The sequence below is a fragment of the Serratia sp. CY81684 genome (assembly GCF_052166595.1).
GTDB lineage: Bacteria > Pseudomonadota > Gammaproteobacteria > Enterobacterales > Enterobacteriaceae > Serratia > Serratia nematodiphila.
The window spans coordinates 921,099-933,828 of the sequence record NZ_JBJNOO010000003.1; the positions used below are offsets into that span (position 1 = coordinate 921,099).

Below are 12,730 nucleotides of genomic sequence, written 5' to 3' on the forward strand. Positions count from 1 at the left end.
AGGCCGGTCGCCGGCCGGCTGCAAGGAGGTTCACAGTGTTTAACCGAATCCGTATCTCTACCAGCTTGTTCCTGTTGTTGATGACCTTCTGCGTTCTGCAGTTGGCCAGCAGCGGCCTGTCGTATTCCGCGTTTCGCTCTGATAACCACAACCTCGACATCATCACCCTCGGCAGCCAGCAGCGCGATTCGCTCAGCCTGAGCTGGGTGTCGCTGTTGCAGGCGCGCAATACGCTGAACCGCGCCGGCACCCGCGCGGCGCTGAAACTGCCGCAGGAGCAGGTGAACGAATTGATGAGCAGCGCCCGCAGTTCGCTGCAGAAGGCCGATCTCTATTTCAATCAGTTTATGGCGGTTGAACGCAGCAGTGAACAGCAGAACCAGCAGACGGCCACCACCAAGGCCAGCTACGAGCGGCTGCGCGGCGCGCTGCGTGAACTGATCGGTTTCCTGGAAAAGGGCGAGCTGCAGGCGTTTATGGATCAGCCGACGCAGAAAACCCAGGACCTGTTTGAGGCTGACTTCGTGCAGTACCTGCAGTTGGTCAACGGTGACATCAGCGAGGCTCGAGACGCCAACCAATTCTCCTTCACGCTGGCGGGCCTGATGCTGGCGGGGGCGGTCTTGATGCTGATCGTGGTGACCGGCAGCGCCATGTGGTGGTTGCGCACCATGTTGGTACAGCCGCTGAACCAAATCCGCAGCCACTTTGAACGCATCGCCGCCGGCGATTTGGCGACGCCGATTCAGGTGTATGGCCGCAATGAAATCAGCATGTTGTTCGCCAGCCTGCAACGCACGCAGCAGTCACTGATCGGTACCGTCGGCGCGGTGCGCGACGGTGCGGAGTCGATTCTGATCGGCCTGCAGGAGATCGCCGAAGGCAATAACGATCTCTCTTCCCGTACCGAGCAGCAGGCCGCTTCGCTGGAAGAAACCGCCGCCAGCATGGAACAGCTGACCGCGACGGTGAAACAGAACGCCGACAATGCGCGGCAGGCCTCTCAGCTGGCGCGCGACGCTTCGGCCACCGCGGCCAAGGGCGGCGAACTGGCCGGGGACGTGGTCACCACCATGCACGATATCGCCAACAGCTCGCAGAAAATCGGCGCCATCACCAGCGTAATCGACGGCATCGCCTTCCAGACCAACATTCTGGCGCTCAATGCGGCGGTGGAAGCGGCGCGCGCCGGTGAACAGGGGCGCGGTTTCGCCGTGGTCGCCGGCGAAGTGCGCAACCTGGCGAGCCGCAGCGCGCAGGCGGCGAAAGAGATCAAGGTGCTGATCGACGAATCGGTCAGCCGCGTCAAACACGGCTCGGTGCTGGTGGAAAATTCCGGCGCCACCATGCAGGACATCGTGCGTTCGGTGACGCGCGTCACCGACATCATGGGCGAGATCGCGTCGGCTTCGGATGAACAGAGTCGCGGCATCGAGCAGGTGACGCAGGCGGTGACCCAGATGGATCAGGTTACCCAGCAGAACGCCGCGCTGGTGGAAGAGTCTGCTTCTGCCGCCACCGCGCTGGAAGAGCAGGCCATTACCCTGGCCGACGCGGTCGCGGTATTCCGTCTGGCGGACGATAACTTCGTCGCGCCAGGTAACAGCAACAACGCAGTTTCACCCGTGGTAAAGGAAGCCCAAGATTGTCAAACCGCATAAGCAGCACGTTTTACTCCGGTGAGGCGGCATGAAACAGGCGCCGTCAACTTCTAACCGGGATACTGCGTCGATGTTGACGCAAATGGTGCAGCGCCTGCCGCTGTCGGACGTGCATTTTCGCCGTATCAGCCAGTTGATTTATCAACGCGCCGGCATCGTGCTGGCGGAGCATAAGCGCGAGATGGTTTACAACCGCCTGGTGCGCCGGTTGCGGCTGCTGGGATTGCACGATTTCGGCGACTATCTGGCGCTGCTGGAAAGCGATCCGAACAGCGCGGAGTGGCAGGCGTTCATCAACGCATTGACCACCAACCTGACGGCATTTTTCCGCGAGGCGCATCACTTCCCGATCCTGGCGGAGCATGCGCGCTCGCGGCCGAACGGCTACAGCGTCTGGAGCACCGCGGCCTCGACCGGCGAAGAGCCGTATTCGATCGCCATCACGCTGAGCGATGCCCTGGGGCAGCGGGCCGGCAGTTGCCAGGTCTGGGCCAGCGACATCGATACGCAGGTGCTGGAAAAAGCGGAGGCGGGTGTTTACCGCCAGGAAGATCTGCGCACCCTGACGCCGACCCAAATGCAGCGCTATTTTCTGCGCGGCACCGGTCCGCATCAGGGGCTGGTGCGCGTGCGGCCGGAGTTGGCGGCGCGAGTGAACTTTCAGCCGCTGAATCTGCTGGCGCCAGAGTGGGCGCTGCCGGGGCAATTCGACGCCATTTTTTGCCGCAACGTCATGATCTATTTCGATAAGGCGACGCAGGAGCGCATCCTGCGCCGCTTCGTTCCCTTGCTTAAGCCGGGGGGGCTGATGTTCGCCGGCCACTCCGAGAATTTCAGCCAGATCAGCCGGGATTTCTACTTGCGTGGGCAGACCGTGTATGGGCTGACCAAGGAGAGGTAATGAGTAAAATCAGAGTGTTATGCGTAGACGATTCGGCACTGATGCGCCAGCTGATGACGGAAATCGTGAACGGCCATCCCGACATGGAAATGGTGGCGACCGCGCCGGATCCGCTGGTGGCGCGCGATCTGATCAAAAAATTTAATCCTCAGGTGCTGACGCTGGACGTCGAGATGCCGCGCATGGACGGGCTGGATTTCCTCGAGAAGCTGATGCGCCTGCGACCGATGCCGGTGGTGATGGTCTCTTCGCTGACTGGCAAAGGCTCGGAAATCACGCTGCGCGCGCTGGAACTGGGCGCGGTGGATTTCGTCACCAAACCGCAACTCGGCATTCGCGAGGGCATGTTGGCCTACAGCGAGCTGATTGCCGAGAAGATCCGCACCGCGGCCAGAGCGCGCCTGCCTCAGCGCTCCAGCAGCCCGGCGCCGGCGATCCTTAGCCATGCGCCGCTGCTGAGCAGTGAAAAACTGATCGCCATCGGCGCCTCCACCGGCGGCACCGAAGCGATCCGCCAGGTGCTGCAGCCGCTGCCGGCTACCAGCCCGGCGCTGCTGATCACCCAGCACATGCCGCCGGGTTTCACCCGCTCGTTCGCCGAGCGGCTAAACAAGCTGTGCCAGATCACGGTGAAAGAAGCGGAGGACGGCGAGCGCGTGCTGCCGGGCCACGCCTATATCGCCCCGGGGGACCGCCATCTGGAGCTGACGCGCAGCGGCGCCAACTATCAGGTGAAGCTGCATGACGGCCCGGCGGTCAACCGTCATCGTCCGTCGGTCGACGTGCTGTTTCGCTCGGTGGCGCAATACGCCGGCCGCAATGCGGTGGGGGTGATCCTCACCGGCATGGGCAACGACGGAGCGGCGGGGATGCTGGAGATGCATCGCGCCGGGGCTTATACCCTGGCGCAGAACGAGGCGAGCTGCGTGGTGTTCGGTATGCCGCGCGAGGCGATCGCCAGCGGCGGCGTCAGCGAAGTGGTCGAGCTGGACAGAATGAGCCAACGGATGCTGGCGCAGATCGCCGGCGGCCAGGCATTGCGCATTTGATTTCAGTCCGCAGGGTCTACCCGGCGGCGATATGACCCAGGTTCGCCGTGCGGCGGCCTGCGGTGTTGCATCATTAAACGGTTAACTATTTCAGGAGTAACAATGGCAGACAAGAACCTCAGATTTCTGGTTGTGGACGACTTCTCCACCATGCGCCGCATCGTCAGAAATTTGCTCAAAGAGCTGGGCTTCAACAACGTCGAAGAAGCTGAAGACGGTGCGGATGCGCTGAACAAGCTGCGCGCCGGCGGTTTCGACTTCGTGGTGTCCGACTGGAACATGCCGAACATGGACGGGCTTGAGCTGTTGCAAACCATCCGCGCCGACAGCGCGCTGGCCGCAATGCCGGTACTGATGGTGACCGCGGAAGCCAAGAAAGAAAATATCATCGCGGCGGCGCAGGCCGGCGCCAGCGGTTATGTAGTAAAACCATTTACGGCGGCGACGCTGGAAGAAAAGCTCAACAAGATTTTTGAAAAATTGGGCATGTAAGGAGAGGGCGATGAGAGACATTCCAATGCCTGCCAGCGATGCAGCGACCGCGGGAGAGATCATCTCCCGCATCGGCCAACTGACCCGAATGCTGCGCGACAGCATGCGCGAACTGGGGCTCGATCAGGCGATCGCCCAGGCGGCAGAGGCGATCCCGGATGCGCGCGACCGTCTTGACTATGTCGTAACCATGACGGCGCAGGCGGCGGAACGGGCGTTGAACTGCGTGGAGGCGGCGCAACCGCGCCAGGCGGAGCTGGAATCCGGCGCCAACGCGTTGAAAGGGCGCTGGGACGAGTGGTTCGCCAATCCCATCGAACTGGACGACGCGCGTTCTCTGGTCAACGACACGCGCCAGTATCTGGATCAGGTGCCGGGCCATACGGCCTTCACCAACGCCCAGCTGCTGGAGATCATGATGGCGCAGGACTTCCAGGATCTGACCGGTCAGGTGATCAAGCGCATGATGGACGTGGTGCAGGAGATCGAAAAGCAGCTGCTGATGGTGCTGATGGAAAACATGCCGGAGCAGCCGGTGAAGGAAAAACGGCCGAACGACAGCCTGCTGAACGGCCCGCAGCTCGACCAGAACGGCGTCGGCGTGATCGCCAATCAGGCGCAGGTCGACGATCTGCTCGACAGCCTCGGTTTCTGAGGCCTTTCGGGGCGCGCGACGGCGCGCCCCGAAAGTTGCGCAGCGTCGCGCAAAGATTGGAGTATATAGCGTTGCTATATACACTGTGGCGATTATAATTTGTACTCCAGTTAAAGGAGGTCGCCATGACGTTAGGTTCTGTCTTTACCAATAATCGGACGCAGGCCGTGCGCTTACCCGCAGAGGCGCGTTTCCCCGATACCGTTTCTAAAGTGACCGTCCGCGTAGTGGGCAAAGAGCGCATTCTTGCGCCGGTGGAGAATACCTGGGACAGTTTCTTCTGCGCGGAAAATGAGGTGAGCGATGACTTCCTCAATGAACGTGCCGGGCAACACCAGCGCGAGCGGGAAGAACTTTGATGTTCAGCCATATGCTGGACACCAACATTGTTATCTATGTCATCAAGCGCCGGCCTTTAGCAGTGCTGGAGGTGTTCAATCGCTATGCGGGCAAAATGGTCATTTCGTCGGTCACCTATGGCGAATTGGTTCACGGAGTGGAGAAAAGCGCGCGTCCGGCGGTTAACGCCAGAGTGGTTGAGGATTTTGTCTCCCGATTGGACATTCTCGATTACGGCGCCAAAGCGGCTTCGCACTACGGCAACATTCGGGCTGCGCTGGAACGTCAGGGAACGCCTATTGGCGTAAACGATCTGCATATCGCCGGGCATGCGCGCAGCGAAGGATTGATTCTGGTGACCAATAACCGACGCGAATTTGAGCGCGTTGATGGCTTACGGCTGGAAAATTGGCTGTAACGTCTCCCCCTTGATTGCCTCATCCCCTAAATAACCCGCCTTTTTCCCCGTTGTTCCGCCAATGACATCGCCAATTTTTTGGCATGCTGACCGCCATTCTTTACCCTCCCGACACAGGAACGGCGTTTCGTGGCTGAAGACAGCGATCTGGAAAAAAGCGAGGCCCCCACGCCCCACAGGCTGGAGAAGGCGCGTGAAGACGGCCAGATCCCGCGCTCGCGCGAGCTGACCTCGGTACTGATGCTGCTCTCGGGCCTGGCGATTATCCTGATGTCCGGCAGCAACATGGCGCAACAGCTGGCGGCGATGCTCACGCAAGGTCTGAACTTCGATCACGGCATGGTCAGCAACGATAAACAGATGCTGCGCCAATTGGGCATGTTGCTGCGCCAGGCGGTGCTGGCGCTGCTGCCGATCATGGCGGGGCTGGTGCTGGTGGCGCTCGCCGCGCCGATGTTGCTGGGGGGCATTTTGTTCAGCGGCAAGTCGATCAAGTTCGATTTGAAGCGGCTGAACCCGTTATCCGGGTTGAAGCGCATCTTTTCTACCCAGGTGCTGGCCGAGCTGCTGAAAGGGATCCTGAAAGCGACGCTGGTCGGTTGGGTGACCGGCCTCTATCTGTGGCACAACTGGGCGGCGATGCTGCATCTGATGACTCAGCAGCCGCTCGATGCGCTGGGCAACGCGCTGCAGATGATTCTGTTCTGTGGCTTTCTGGTGGTGCTGGGATTGACGCCGATGGTGGCGTTCGACGTGTTTTATCAGCTGTGGAGTCACTTCAAGAAGCTGAAGATGACCAAGCAGGATATTCGCGACGAGTTCAAAGACCAGGAAGGGGACCCGCACGTGAAGGGGCGCATTCGTCAGCAGCAGCGGGCGATCGCCCGGCGCCGCATGATGGCCGACGTGCCCAAGGCGGACGTGATCGTCACCAACCCGACGCACTACGCCGTCGCGTTGCAGTACAACGACAAAAAAATGAGTGCGCCGAAAGTGCTGGCCAAAGGGGCCGGCGAAATCGCCTTGCGCATTCGCGAACTCGGTGCGGAACACCGCATCCCGATGCTGGAGGCGCCGCCGCTGGCGCGTGCGCTGTATCGGCACAGCGAGATCGGCCAGCATATTCCGGCCACTCTGTATGCCGCGGTCGCCGAAGTGCTGGCCTGGGTGTACCAGCTGCGCCGCTGGCGGCGCGAGGGCGGCCTGATCCCGAAAAAACCTGAACGTTTACCGGTGCCGGAAGCACTGGATTTTGCAAGAGAGAGTGACTCTGATGGCTAATTTGGCCTCCCTGCTTCGTTTGCCGGGCAATTTTAAAGATACGCAGTGGCAGGTGCTGGCCGGCCCGGTGCTGATCCTGCTGATCCTGTCGATGATGGTGTTGCCGTTGCCGGCGTTTATCCTCGACCTGCTGTTTACCTTCAACATCGCGCTGTCGATCATGGTGCTGCTGGTGGCGATGTTCACCCAGCGCACGCTCGAATTCGCCGCCTTCCCGACCATCCTGCTGTTCTCCACATTGCTGCGTTTGTCGCTCAACGTCGCGTCGACGCGCATCATCTTGCTGGAAGGGCACACCGGCTCCGCCGCCGCCGGCCGCGTGGTGGAAGCCTTCGGCCACTTCCTGGTGGGGGGCAACTTCGCCATCGGCATCGTGGTGTTCATCATCCTGGTGCTGATTAACTTTATGGTCATCACCAAAGGTGCGGGGCGTATCGCCGAAGTGGGCGCGCGCTTCGTGCTGGACGGTATGCCGGGTAAACAGATGGCGATCGACGCCGATCTGAACGCCGGCCTGATCGGTGAAGACGAAGCGAAGAAACGCCGCGCCGAAGTGACCCAGGAGGCCGACTTTTACGGCTCGATGGACGGCGCCAGTAAATTCGTGCGCGGCGACGCCATCGCCGGCCTGATGATCATGGTGCTGAACGTAGTCGGCGGCCTGTTGGTCGGCGTGGTACAACACGGCATGGAACTGGGGGCGGCGGCGGAAAGCTATACGCTGCTGACCATCGGTGACGGCCTGGTGGCGCAGATCCCGGCATTGGTGATCTCCACTGCCGCCGGCGTCATCGTCACCCGCGTCGCGACCGATCAGGACGTCGGCGAGCAGATGGTGGGCCAGCTGTTCAATAATCCGCGCGTGATGTTGCTGAGCGCCGGGGTGCTGGGGCTGCTGGGCCTGGTGCCGGGCATGCCGAACCTGGTGTTCCTGCTGTTTACCGCGGCTCTGTTGGGCCTCGCCTGGTGGCTGCGCGGCCGTGAACAACAGGCGCCGAAAACGGTGGAAGATCCGGTGATGCCGGAGAATCCGCAGGCCGCCGAAGCCAGCTGGGCCGACGTACAGTTGGAAGATCCGCTGGGGATGGAGGTGGGCTACCGGTTGATTCCGATGGTCGATTTTCAGCAGAACGGCGAACTGCTGGGCCGTATCCGCGGCATCCGCAAGAAATTCGCCCAGGACATGGGCTATCTGCCGCCGGTGGTGCACATTCGCGACAACCTGGAACTGCCGCCTGCCAGCTACCGTATCCTGATGAAAGGCGTCGAGATCGGCAGCGGTGAAGCGCAGCCGGGCCGCTGGCTGGCGATCAACCCCGGCAATGCCGTAGGCGAGCTGGCTGGAGACAAAACCGTCGATCCGGCCTTTGGGCTCGAGGCGGTATGGATCGACAGCGCCTTGCGCGAGCAGGCGCAGATCCAGGGCTTTACCGTGGTGGAGGCCAGCACCGTGGTGGCGACACACCTCAATCACCTGATCGGCCAGTTCGCCAGCGAGCTGTTTGGCCGCCAGGAAACTCAGCAGCTGCTGGACCGCGTGTCGCAGGAGATGCCGAAGCTGACCGAAGACTTCGTGCCGGGCGTGGTGTCGCTGACGACGCTGCACAAAGTGCTGCAAAACCTGTTGGCCGAGCGCGTTTCCATTCGCGATATGCGCACCATCGTCGAAACGCTGGCGGAACACGCCCCGGCGCAGAGCGATCCTTATGAATTGACCACCGTGGTGCGAGTGGCGCTGGGCAGGGCGATCACGCAGCAGTGGTTCCCGGGCAACGGCGAGATTCAGGTTATCGGCCTGGATACCCAGTTGGAGCGTCTGTTGCTGCAGGCGTTGCAGGGCGGCGGCGGCCTGGAGCCGGGGCTGGCCGATCGTCTGTTGGATCAGGCACGCCAGGCGTTGCAGCGGCAAGAAATGCTCAGCGCGCCGCCGGTGCTGCTGGTCAACCATGCGCTGCGGGCCTTGCTGGCGCGCTTCCTGCGTCGCAGCCTGCCGCAGATCGTGGTGCTGTCCAATCTGGAGATCAACGACGATCGCCAGATTCGCATGACCTCGACCATCGGAGCGGCCTGATGAAACGCTGTCTGTTCGTATTTTGTTTGCTGGCTCCGCTCGCCGCTGGCGCGGTGTCCGGTTCCTGGGTCGCTGAAGGGGCGGGGGTCACGCTGGAACAGGGCGGGATGCGCGATGAATCCGCCGCTTTGCGGCCGCCGAACGCGCTTCCGGATGCCCATGCGCGCATCACCAGCGTCAGCTGGCGCTACCGTTTGCTGGGGCCGGAGCCCGTGGGGCTGCAGGCCCAGCTCTGCACGGTAAACCGCTGCATTCCACTGGGCGGAGGCAGCGGCAGCAGCAATGGTCTGCAGGGCGAACCGGCCAATGCGGAATTGCGCTTTGTCTATTACGTGCAGTCGCAAGGCGGGCTGAATCCGCCGCTGCGGGTGATTGGCAATCAGGTGATCGTCAATTATCAGTAACATCAGGCCAGAATTTGCAGGCCGTTGCGTTCCACCAGTGTCAGCAGTTTCATCGCGGCGGAGTTCGGTTGCGCTTCGCCGCGCTCCCATTTCTGCACCGCTTTTTTGCTGACGTTGAGATACAGCGCAAACACCGGCTGACTGACGTTTTCCCGTTCGCGCAGCGCGCGGATCTCGGCCGGCCCGAACTGTTTCACCGGCCGCAGGCACAGCATGTCGAAGGTGCGCATGGTCACGTCATCGACGAAACCGGCGCGATGCAGGCCCTGAACTTCCTGGTGGATCGATTTCAGCATCTTGCTCATAGTTGTAACCTTATTAATTCCCCGCAGTTGACCAACTGATACAGTCTGAATGGTGAATAATCCAGATACAGCGCCGCCAAATGCCGCCAGGAAATTAACTCATCCTGATTGATGTTGTCTCTTTCGTTTTTGGCAAAGCCATACATGAAAAAGATCCTGCCTTCATCTGCCGTTGCGATTAATACCCGATACCCGCGCCGTTTCCCACTCCCCATCCGGGCGATGCGCTTTTTGTATACGCAACCGCCAAGATTGGCGTCGTACAGCTGATTTTGCATCTCTCGCGCCGCTTTCACTATCGTGGCGTCACTGATGCGTTCGTCGCCGGCAAATGTCTGGAAGGCTTTTGTGAGATAAATGTCGGTCATTCACTCTCCGTGTGAAAATATACCCTTAATGGGTACAGATCAAGATGTTTAACGACCGAGCTAAGATGACGAAATAGGGAGTGATGGGGAACAGGTAAATATCCGTTCTGCGCAGCCTGGCGCATAACGTTAAGGGAATTCAGGAGGTGATGAGGAGAAAATGCGACGGGATGCGCAGAAGCCGGTAAACGCATGCCCGGTGATAGGCTCACCGGGCAAATGAGTCAGGTCAAACGCCGATCTTTCTGCCGAGCAGGCTGCCGGCGTGCGACTGGCCGTCCGGGCCATACAGCGATTTGTTGTTTTTGCTGAGGATGGCCAGCGCCTGAGCGTTATGGTCGATCTGCTGATTGAGCAGCAGACCGTTGTGCTGGTTCTTTTCGCGCAGCGTTTGGCTCAGCAATTGAACGCGCTGCCAACGATCGGCCAGGGGCGCTTGGCTGGCATAGGGCGCGCGTTGCCCGCAGGTTTTTTCCTGCCCCAGGCGCTGTTGCTCGAGATAAGCGACCGTCGCCAGCAGTTGGCTTTTGGCATCGGTGACGCGCTGCAAGGCCACGCCCGGCAACTGGCCGGAGCACAGCAAGTCGTGCTCTTCCTCCAGCACGCCATTGAGCGCCTGCAGCGTTTCCAACAGTTTATCCAGCAGTTGTGCCAGCTTTTCCATAGTAATGACTTATCCTTTACCGCTACTCGCCGCGCGCTGTCAGTCGCGTCCGGCGATCCATTGAACATCGCTCTGCGCGTCTTGCAGCAGCGCATCGGCGATTTTGCCGGCGTCCATCTTCAGTTCACCGTTGCGGATCGCCTGTTTGATGGCCTCGACCCGACCCATATCGATATCCTGGGTGCCCGGCTGCATCAGGCGCGCCTGCGCCTCGCTCAGTTTGACCTGCGTGCCGCTGACGGCGGTTTCGGCCACGGCGGCCTTGCGCGGCTGGAGCGGGTTGTCGGCCGGGGTTTCACGCGGTTGCACAGTGGAAACCGGCTGTAACCGCTGGGTGCGATCGATACTCATGGTCCATCTCCGTTTACGCCGTGACCGCTCGCGGGCGACGACGCTGCAATGAAAGTGTTGCGGCCCTGGTGGCCAATAAAATGCTGCTTGATTTGTCTTATCGGCAAGGTTGGCGGAACCTTTACTTTTTTATAACGTAATGCGGATCGCGCCGTCGTCCCCGACCACGCCGCTGACGATCTGCCCGGAGGCCATGCGTACCCGCACGCTGTCTTCGGCGGCGGCGTTGTTCATCGCCTTACCCGCACCGCTGATGCTGAATCCTTCGCCCTGTGCGTTGACCTGCACCGGTTGCCCAGCCTTGATAATCCAGGCGCGGCGCAGCATGGCGAGAGTCAGCGGCTGACCGGGGCTGATGTTGCGCAGGCTGACGGCACCTAACGCTTTGCCCGCTTCGGTCAGCGCGCGCGGCGGCAGGGTATCGAGCCGGCCCTGTTTCAACGCCAGATCCGCCGCCGTCAACCGGCTGCCGGCGCTGATGCCGCGCGCCGAAACGAGATAGCGGCCGAACACCTGCACCTGCGTCTGGATAAAACGCCGCTCCTGGCCACAGCGCGCCGAAATGCTGACGTTGCCGCCGATCCGCGCGTTGGGCGACAGCGACAGCTGCGGCAGTTCGCAAGCGGGCCATTGGTTCGGCGGCGTGCGCACCCGCACTTTTACCTGTACCGGTTCGCCGCTGAACTTGCCTTGGATGAAGCTTTCGATTTGCGTCGCCAGATCGTCGGCGCGCGCGTTCAGACTGCACAGCAGGCCGATAAGCAGCAGCATTTTACCTTTCATCGTCATCTTCTCAAGCTTCATCGGGATACGCGTAAGTGTACCCGCAGCGCGCGCAGGCTAAGCAGATAAATAGCGCCCCATTTTGCGTTTATTCCCGCGATAGGGTGGCGCAGGGGGCGTTTATGCTGTCGACTCCAAATTCTAACCTCGCGGAGGGAGCATGCTCGACAAACTGGACGCGGCTCTGCGCTTTGGCCAAGAGGCGCTGAACTTGCGCGCCCAGCGGCAGGAAATTCTGGCCGCCAACATCGCCAACGCAGACACGCCGGGTTATCAGGCGCGGGATATCGATTTCGCCAGCCAATTGAACAAGGTGCTGGAGCAGGGGCGCGTCAACGGCAACGGCATGGCGCTGAACCTGACGGCGGCGCGCCACATCCCGGCGCAGACCCTGCAGCCGCCACAGCTCGATCTGCTGTTCCGAGTGCCGGATCAGCCGTCGATGGACGGCAACACGGTGGACATGGATCGCGAACGCACCAACTTTGCCGATAACAGCCTGAAATATCAGACCGACCTGACGCTGCTCAACGGGCAGATCAAAGGGATGATGTCCGTGCTGCAACAAGGATAAGGCGCATGTCTTTACTGAATATTTTTGATATCTCCGGCTCGGCGTTATCGGCGCAATCCCAGCGCATGAACGTCAGCGCCAGCAACATGGCCAACGCCGACAGCGTGACCGGCCCGGACGGTGAACCTTACCGCGCCAAGCAGGTGGTGTTCCAGGTCGCGGCGGCGCCAGGGCAGCCGACCGGCGGCGTGCGCGTCGCCCAGGTGGTGGACGATCCGGCGCCCGAGCGCCTGGTGTATCAGCCGGGCAACCCGCTGGCGGACGCCAAGGGGTATGTGCGCATGCCGAACGTCGACGTGGTGGGGGAAATGGTCAACACCATCTCCGCTTCCCGCAGCTACCAGGCCAACGTCGAGGTGCTCAACACCACCAAGTCGATGATGATGAAAACCCTGACGCTGGGTCAATAACCGG

Annotated in this window: 17 protein-coding genes; 12 read left to right on the forward strand and 5 right to left on the reverse strand. The window is 61.1% G+C overall.

Going from position 1 to position 12,730, the window contains the following annotated elements:
- Window positions 1-35: 35 nt before the first annotated feature.
- The 10 genes from ACJ8QF_RS12195 (at window position 36) to ACJ8QF_RS12240 (ending at window position 9,271) form a co-directional block, all read left to right on the forward strand.
- Window positions 36-1,661, forward strand: a complete 1,626-nt coding sequence (locus ACJ8QF_RS12195; RefSeq protein WP_004934871.1) for a methyl-accepting chemotaxis protein — start codon at window positions 36-38, stop codon at window positions 1,659-1,661.
- A 28-nt stretch (window positions 1,662-1,689) separates the two neighbouring features.
- Window positions 1,690-2,562, forward strand: a complete 873-nt coding sequence (gene cheR / locus ACJ8QF_RS12200; protein ID WP_025159837.1) for a protein-glutamate O-methyltransferase CheR — start codon at window positions 1,690-1,692, stop codon at window positions 2,560-2,562.
- On the forward strand, window positions 2,562-3,611 hold the full coding sequence (locus tag ACJ8QF_RS12205; RefSeq protein ID WP_004934865.1) for a protein-glutamate methylesterase/protein-glutamine glutaminase: 1,050 nt from the start codon (window positions 2,562-2,564) through the stop codon (window positions 3,609-3,611). Before cheR ends, ACJ8QF_RS12205 begins: the two co-directional genes overlap by 1 nt.
- A 102-nt stretch (window positions 3,612-3,713) precedes the next feature.
- Window positions 3,714-4,103, forward strand: coding sequence for a chemotaxis response regulator CheY (gene cheY, locus ACJ8QF_RS12210; protein WP_004934862.1), 390 nt, complete (start codon window positions 3,714-3,716; stop codon window positions 4,101-4,103).
- 10 nt (window positions 4,104-4,113) lie between these two features.
- A complete protein-coding gene (gene cheZ, locus ACJ8QF_RS12215) occupies window positions 4,114-4,758 on the forward strand; it encodes a protein phosphatase CheZ (RefSeq protein ID WP_004934858.1) in 645 nt (214 codons plus the stop codon).
- A 125-nt stretch (window positions 4,759-4,883) separates the two neighbouring features.
- The gene (vapB, locus tag ACJ8QF_RS12220; protein ID WP_442537553.1) at window positions 4,884-5,117 is read left to right on the forward strand and encodes a type II toxin-antitoxin system VapB family antitoxin; all 234 of its coding nucleotides are present in this window, start codon (window positions 4,884-4,886) and stop codon (window positions 5,115-5,117) included.
- Window positions 5,117-5,515, forward strand: a complete 399-nt coding sequence (gene vapC, locus ACJ8QF_RS12225) for a type II toxin-antitoxin system tRNA(fMet)-specific endonuclease VapC (RefSeq protein ID WP_004934850.1) — start codon at window positions 5,117-5,119, stop codon at window positions 5,513-5,515. Before vapB ends, vapC begins: the two co-directional genes overlap by 1 nt.
- A 129-nt stretch (window positions 5,516-5,644) precedes the next feature.
- The gene (gene flhB / locus ACJ8QF_RS12230) at window positions 5,645-6,796 is read left to right on the forward strand and encodes a flagellar biosynthesis protein FlhB (protein ID WP_019452962.1); all 1,152 of its coding nucleotides are present in this window, start codon (window positions 5,645-5,647) and stop codon (window positions 6,794-6,796) included.
- On the forward strand, window positions 6,789-8,867 hold the full coding sequence (gene flhA, locus ACJ8QF_RS12235) for a flagellar biosynthesis protein FlhA (RefSeq protein WP_021504090.1): 2,079 nt from the start codon (window positions 6,789-6,791) through the stop codon (window positions 8,865-8,867). The genes flhB and flhA overlap by 8 nt, the downstream gene beginning before the upstream one ends.
- Complete coding sequence (locus ACJ8QF_RS12240; RefSeq protein ID WP_015378259.1) at window positions 8,867-9,271, forward strand: flagellar protein FlhE; 405 nt, start codon at window positions 8,867-8,869, stop codon at window positions 9,269-9,271. The genes flhA and ACJ8QF_RS12240 overlap by 1 nt, the downstream gene beginning before the upstream one ends.
- Window positions 9,272-9,273: 2 nt before the next feature.
- Here the strand turns inward: ACJ8QF_RS12240 and ACJ8QF_RS12245 are convergent, their stop codons facing one another.
- The 5 genes from ACJ8QF_RS12245 to flgA all read right to left on the reverse strand — a co-directional run bounded on the left by ACJ8QF_RS12245 (window position 9,274) and on the right by flgA (window position 11,742).
- Window positions 9,274-9,576, reverse strand: a complete 303-nt coding sequence (locus tag ACJ8QF_RS12245) for a helix-turn-helix domain-containing protein (RefSeq protein WP_033632742.1) — start codon at window positions 9,574-9,576, stop codon at window positions 9,274-9,276.
- Window positions 9,573-9,944: a type II toxin-antitoxin system RelE/ParE family toxin gene (locus tag ACJ8QF_RS12250; protein WP_033647787.1), complete on the reverse strand. Its 372-nt coding sequence runs from the start codon at window positions 9,942-9,944 to the stop codon at window positions 9,573-9,575. The genes ACJ8QF_RS12245 and ACJ8QF_RS12250 overlap by 4 nt, the downstream gene beginning before the upstream one ends.
- Before the next feature lie 229 nt (window positions 9,945-10,173).
- Window positions 10,174-10,608: a flagella synthesis protein FlgN gene (locus ACJ8QF_RS12255; protein ID WP_004934835.1), complete on the reverse strand. Its 435-nt coding sequence runs from the start codon at window positions 10,606-10,608 to the stop codon at window positions 10,174-10,176.
- 39 nt (window positions 10,609-10,647) lie between these two features.
- Entirely contained in the window at window positions 10,648-10,959 is a 312-nt protein-coding gene (flgM, locus tag ACJ8QF_RS12260; protein WP_004934832.1) for a flagellar biosynthesis anti-sigma factor FlgM, read from the reverse strand.
- A 129-nt stretch (window positions 10,960-11,088) separates the two neighbouring features.
- On the reverse strand, window positions 11,089-11,742 hold the full coding sequence (flgA, locus tag ACJ8QF_RS12265) for a flagellar basal body P-ring formation chaperone FlgA (RefSeq protein ID WP_015378257.1): 654 nt from the start codon (window positions 11,740-11,742) through the stop codon (window positions 11,089-11,091).
- A gap of 160 nt (window positions 11,743-11,902) precedes the next feature.
- Here flgA and flgB point away from each other — a divergent pair, with 160 nt between their 5' ends.
- Window positions 11,903-12,316: a flagellar basal body rod protein FlgB gene (flgB, locus tag ACJ8QF_RS12270; protein WP_004934827.1), complete on the forward strand. Its 414-nt coding sequence runs from the start codon at window positions 11,903-11,905 to the stop codon at window positions 12,314-12,316.
- Window positions 12,317-12,321: 5 nt separating this feature from the next.
- Window positions 12,322-12,726: a flagellar basal body rod protein FlgC gene (gene flgC, locus ACJ8QF_RS12275; protein ID WP_004934826.1), complete on the forward strand. Its 405-nt coding sequence runs from the start codon at window positions 12,322-12,324 to the stop codon at window positions 12,724-12,726.
- Window positions 12,727-12,730 lie beyond the last annotated feature (4 nt).

Bases quoted from the DNA above. Each gene is read 5' to 3' on its own strand.
- ACJ8QF_RS12255 (WP_004934835.1), bottom strand. From the start codon at position 10,608: ATGGAAAAGCTGGCACAACTGCTGGATAAACTGTTGGAAACGCTGCAG.
- vapB (WP_442537553.1), top strand. From the start codon at position 4,884: ATGACGTTAGGTTCTGTCTTTACCAATAATCGGACGCAGGCCGTGCGC.
- ACJ8QF_RS12245 (WP_033632742.1), bottom strand. From the start codon at position 9,576: ATGAGCAAGATGCTGAAATCGATCCACCAGGAAGTTCAGGGCCTGCAT.
- ACJ8QF_RS12250 (WP_033647787.1), bottom strand. From the start codon at position 9,944: ATGACCGACATTTATCTCACAAAAGCCTTCCAGACATTTGCCGGCGAC.
- cheR (WP_025159837.1), top strand. From the start codon at position 1,690: ATGAAACAGGCGCCGTCAACTTCTAACCGGGATACTGCGTCGATGTTG.
- ACJ8QF_RS12240 (WP_015378259.1), top strand. From the start codon at position 8,867: ATGAAACGCTGTCTGTTCGTATTTTGTTTGCTGGCTCCGCTCGCCGCT.
- flgA (WP_015378257.1), bottom strand. From the start codon at position 11,742: ATGAAAGGTAAAATGCTGCTGCTTATCGGCCTGCTGTGCAGTCTGAAC.
- cheY (WP_004934862.1), top strand. From the start codon at position 3,714: ATGGCAGACAAGAACCTCAGATTTCTGGTTGTGGACGACTTCTCCACC.
- cheZ (WP_004934858.1), top strand. From the start codon at position 4,114: ATGAGAGACATTCCAATGCCTGCCAGCGATGCAGCGACCGCGGGAGAG.
- flgM (WP_004934832.1), bottom strand. From the start codon at position 10,959: ATGAGTATCGATCGCACCCAGCGGTTACAGCCGGTTTCCACTGTGCAA.
- ACJ8QF_RS12205 (WP_004934865.1), top strand. From the start codon at position 2,562: ATGAGTAAAATCAGAGTGTTATGCGTAGACGATTCGGCACTGATGCGC.
- flgC (WP_004934826.1), top strand. From the start codon at position 12,322: ATGTCTTTACTGAATATTTTTGATATCTCCGGCTCGGCGTTATCGGCG.
- flgB (WP_004934827.1), top strand. From the start codon at position 11,903: ATGCTCGACAAACTGGACGCGGCTCTGCGCTTTGGCCAAGAGGCGCTG.
- vapC (WP_004934850.1), top strand. From the start codon at position 5,117: ATGTTCAGCCATATGCTGGACACCAACATTGTTATCTATGTCATCAAG.
- flhA (WP_021504090.1), top strand. From the start codon at position 6,789: ATGGCTAATTTGGCCTCCCTGCTTCGTTTGCCGGGCAATTTTAAAGAT.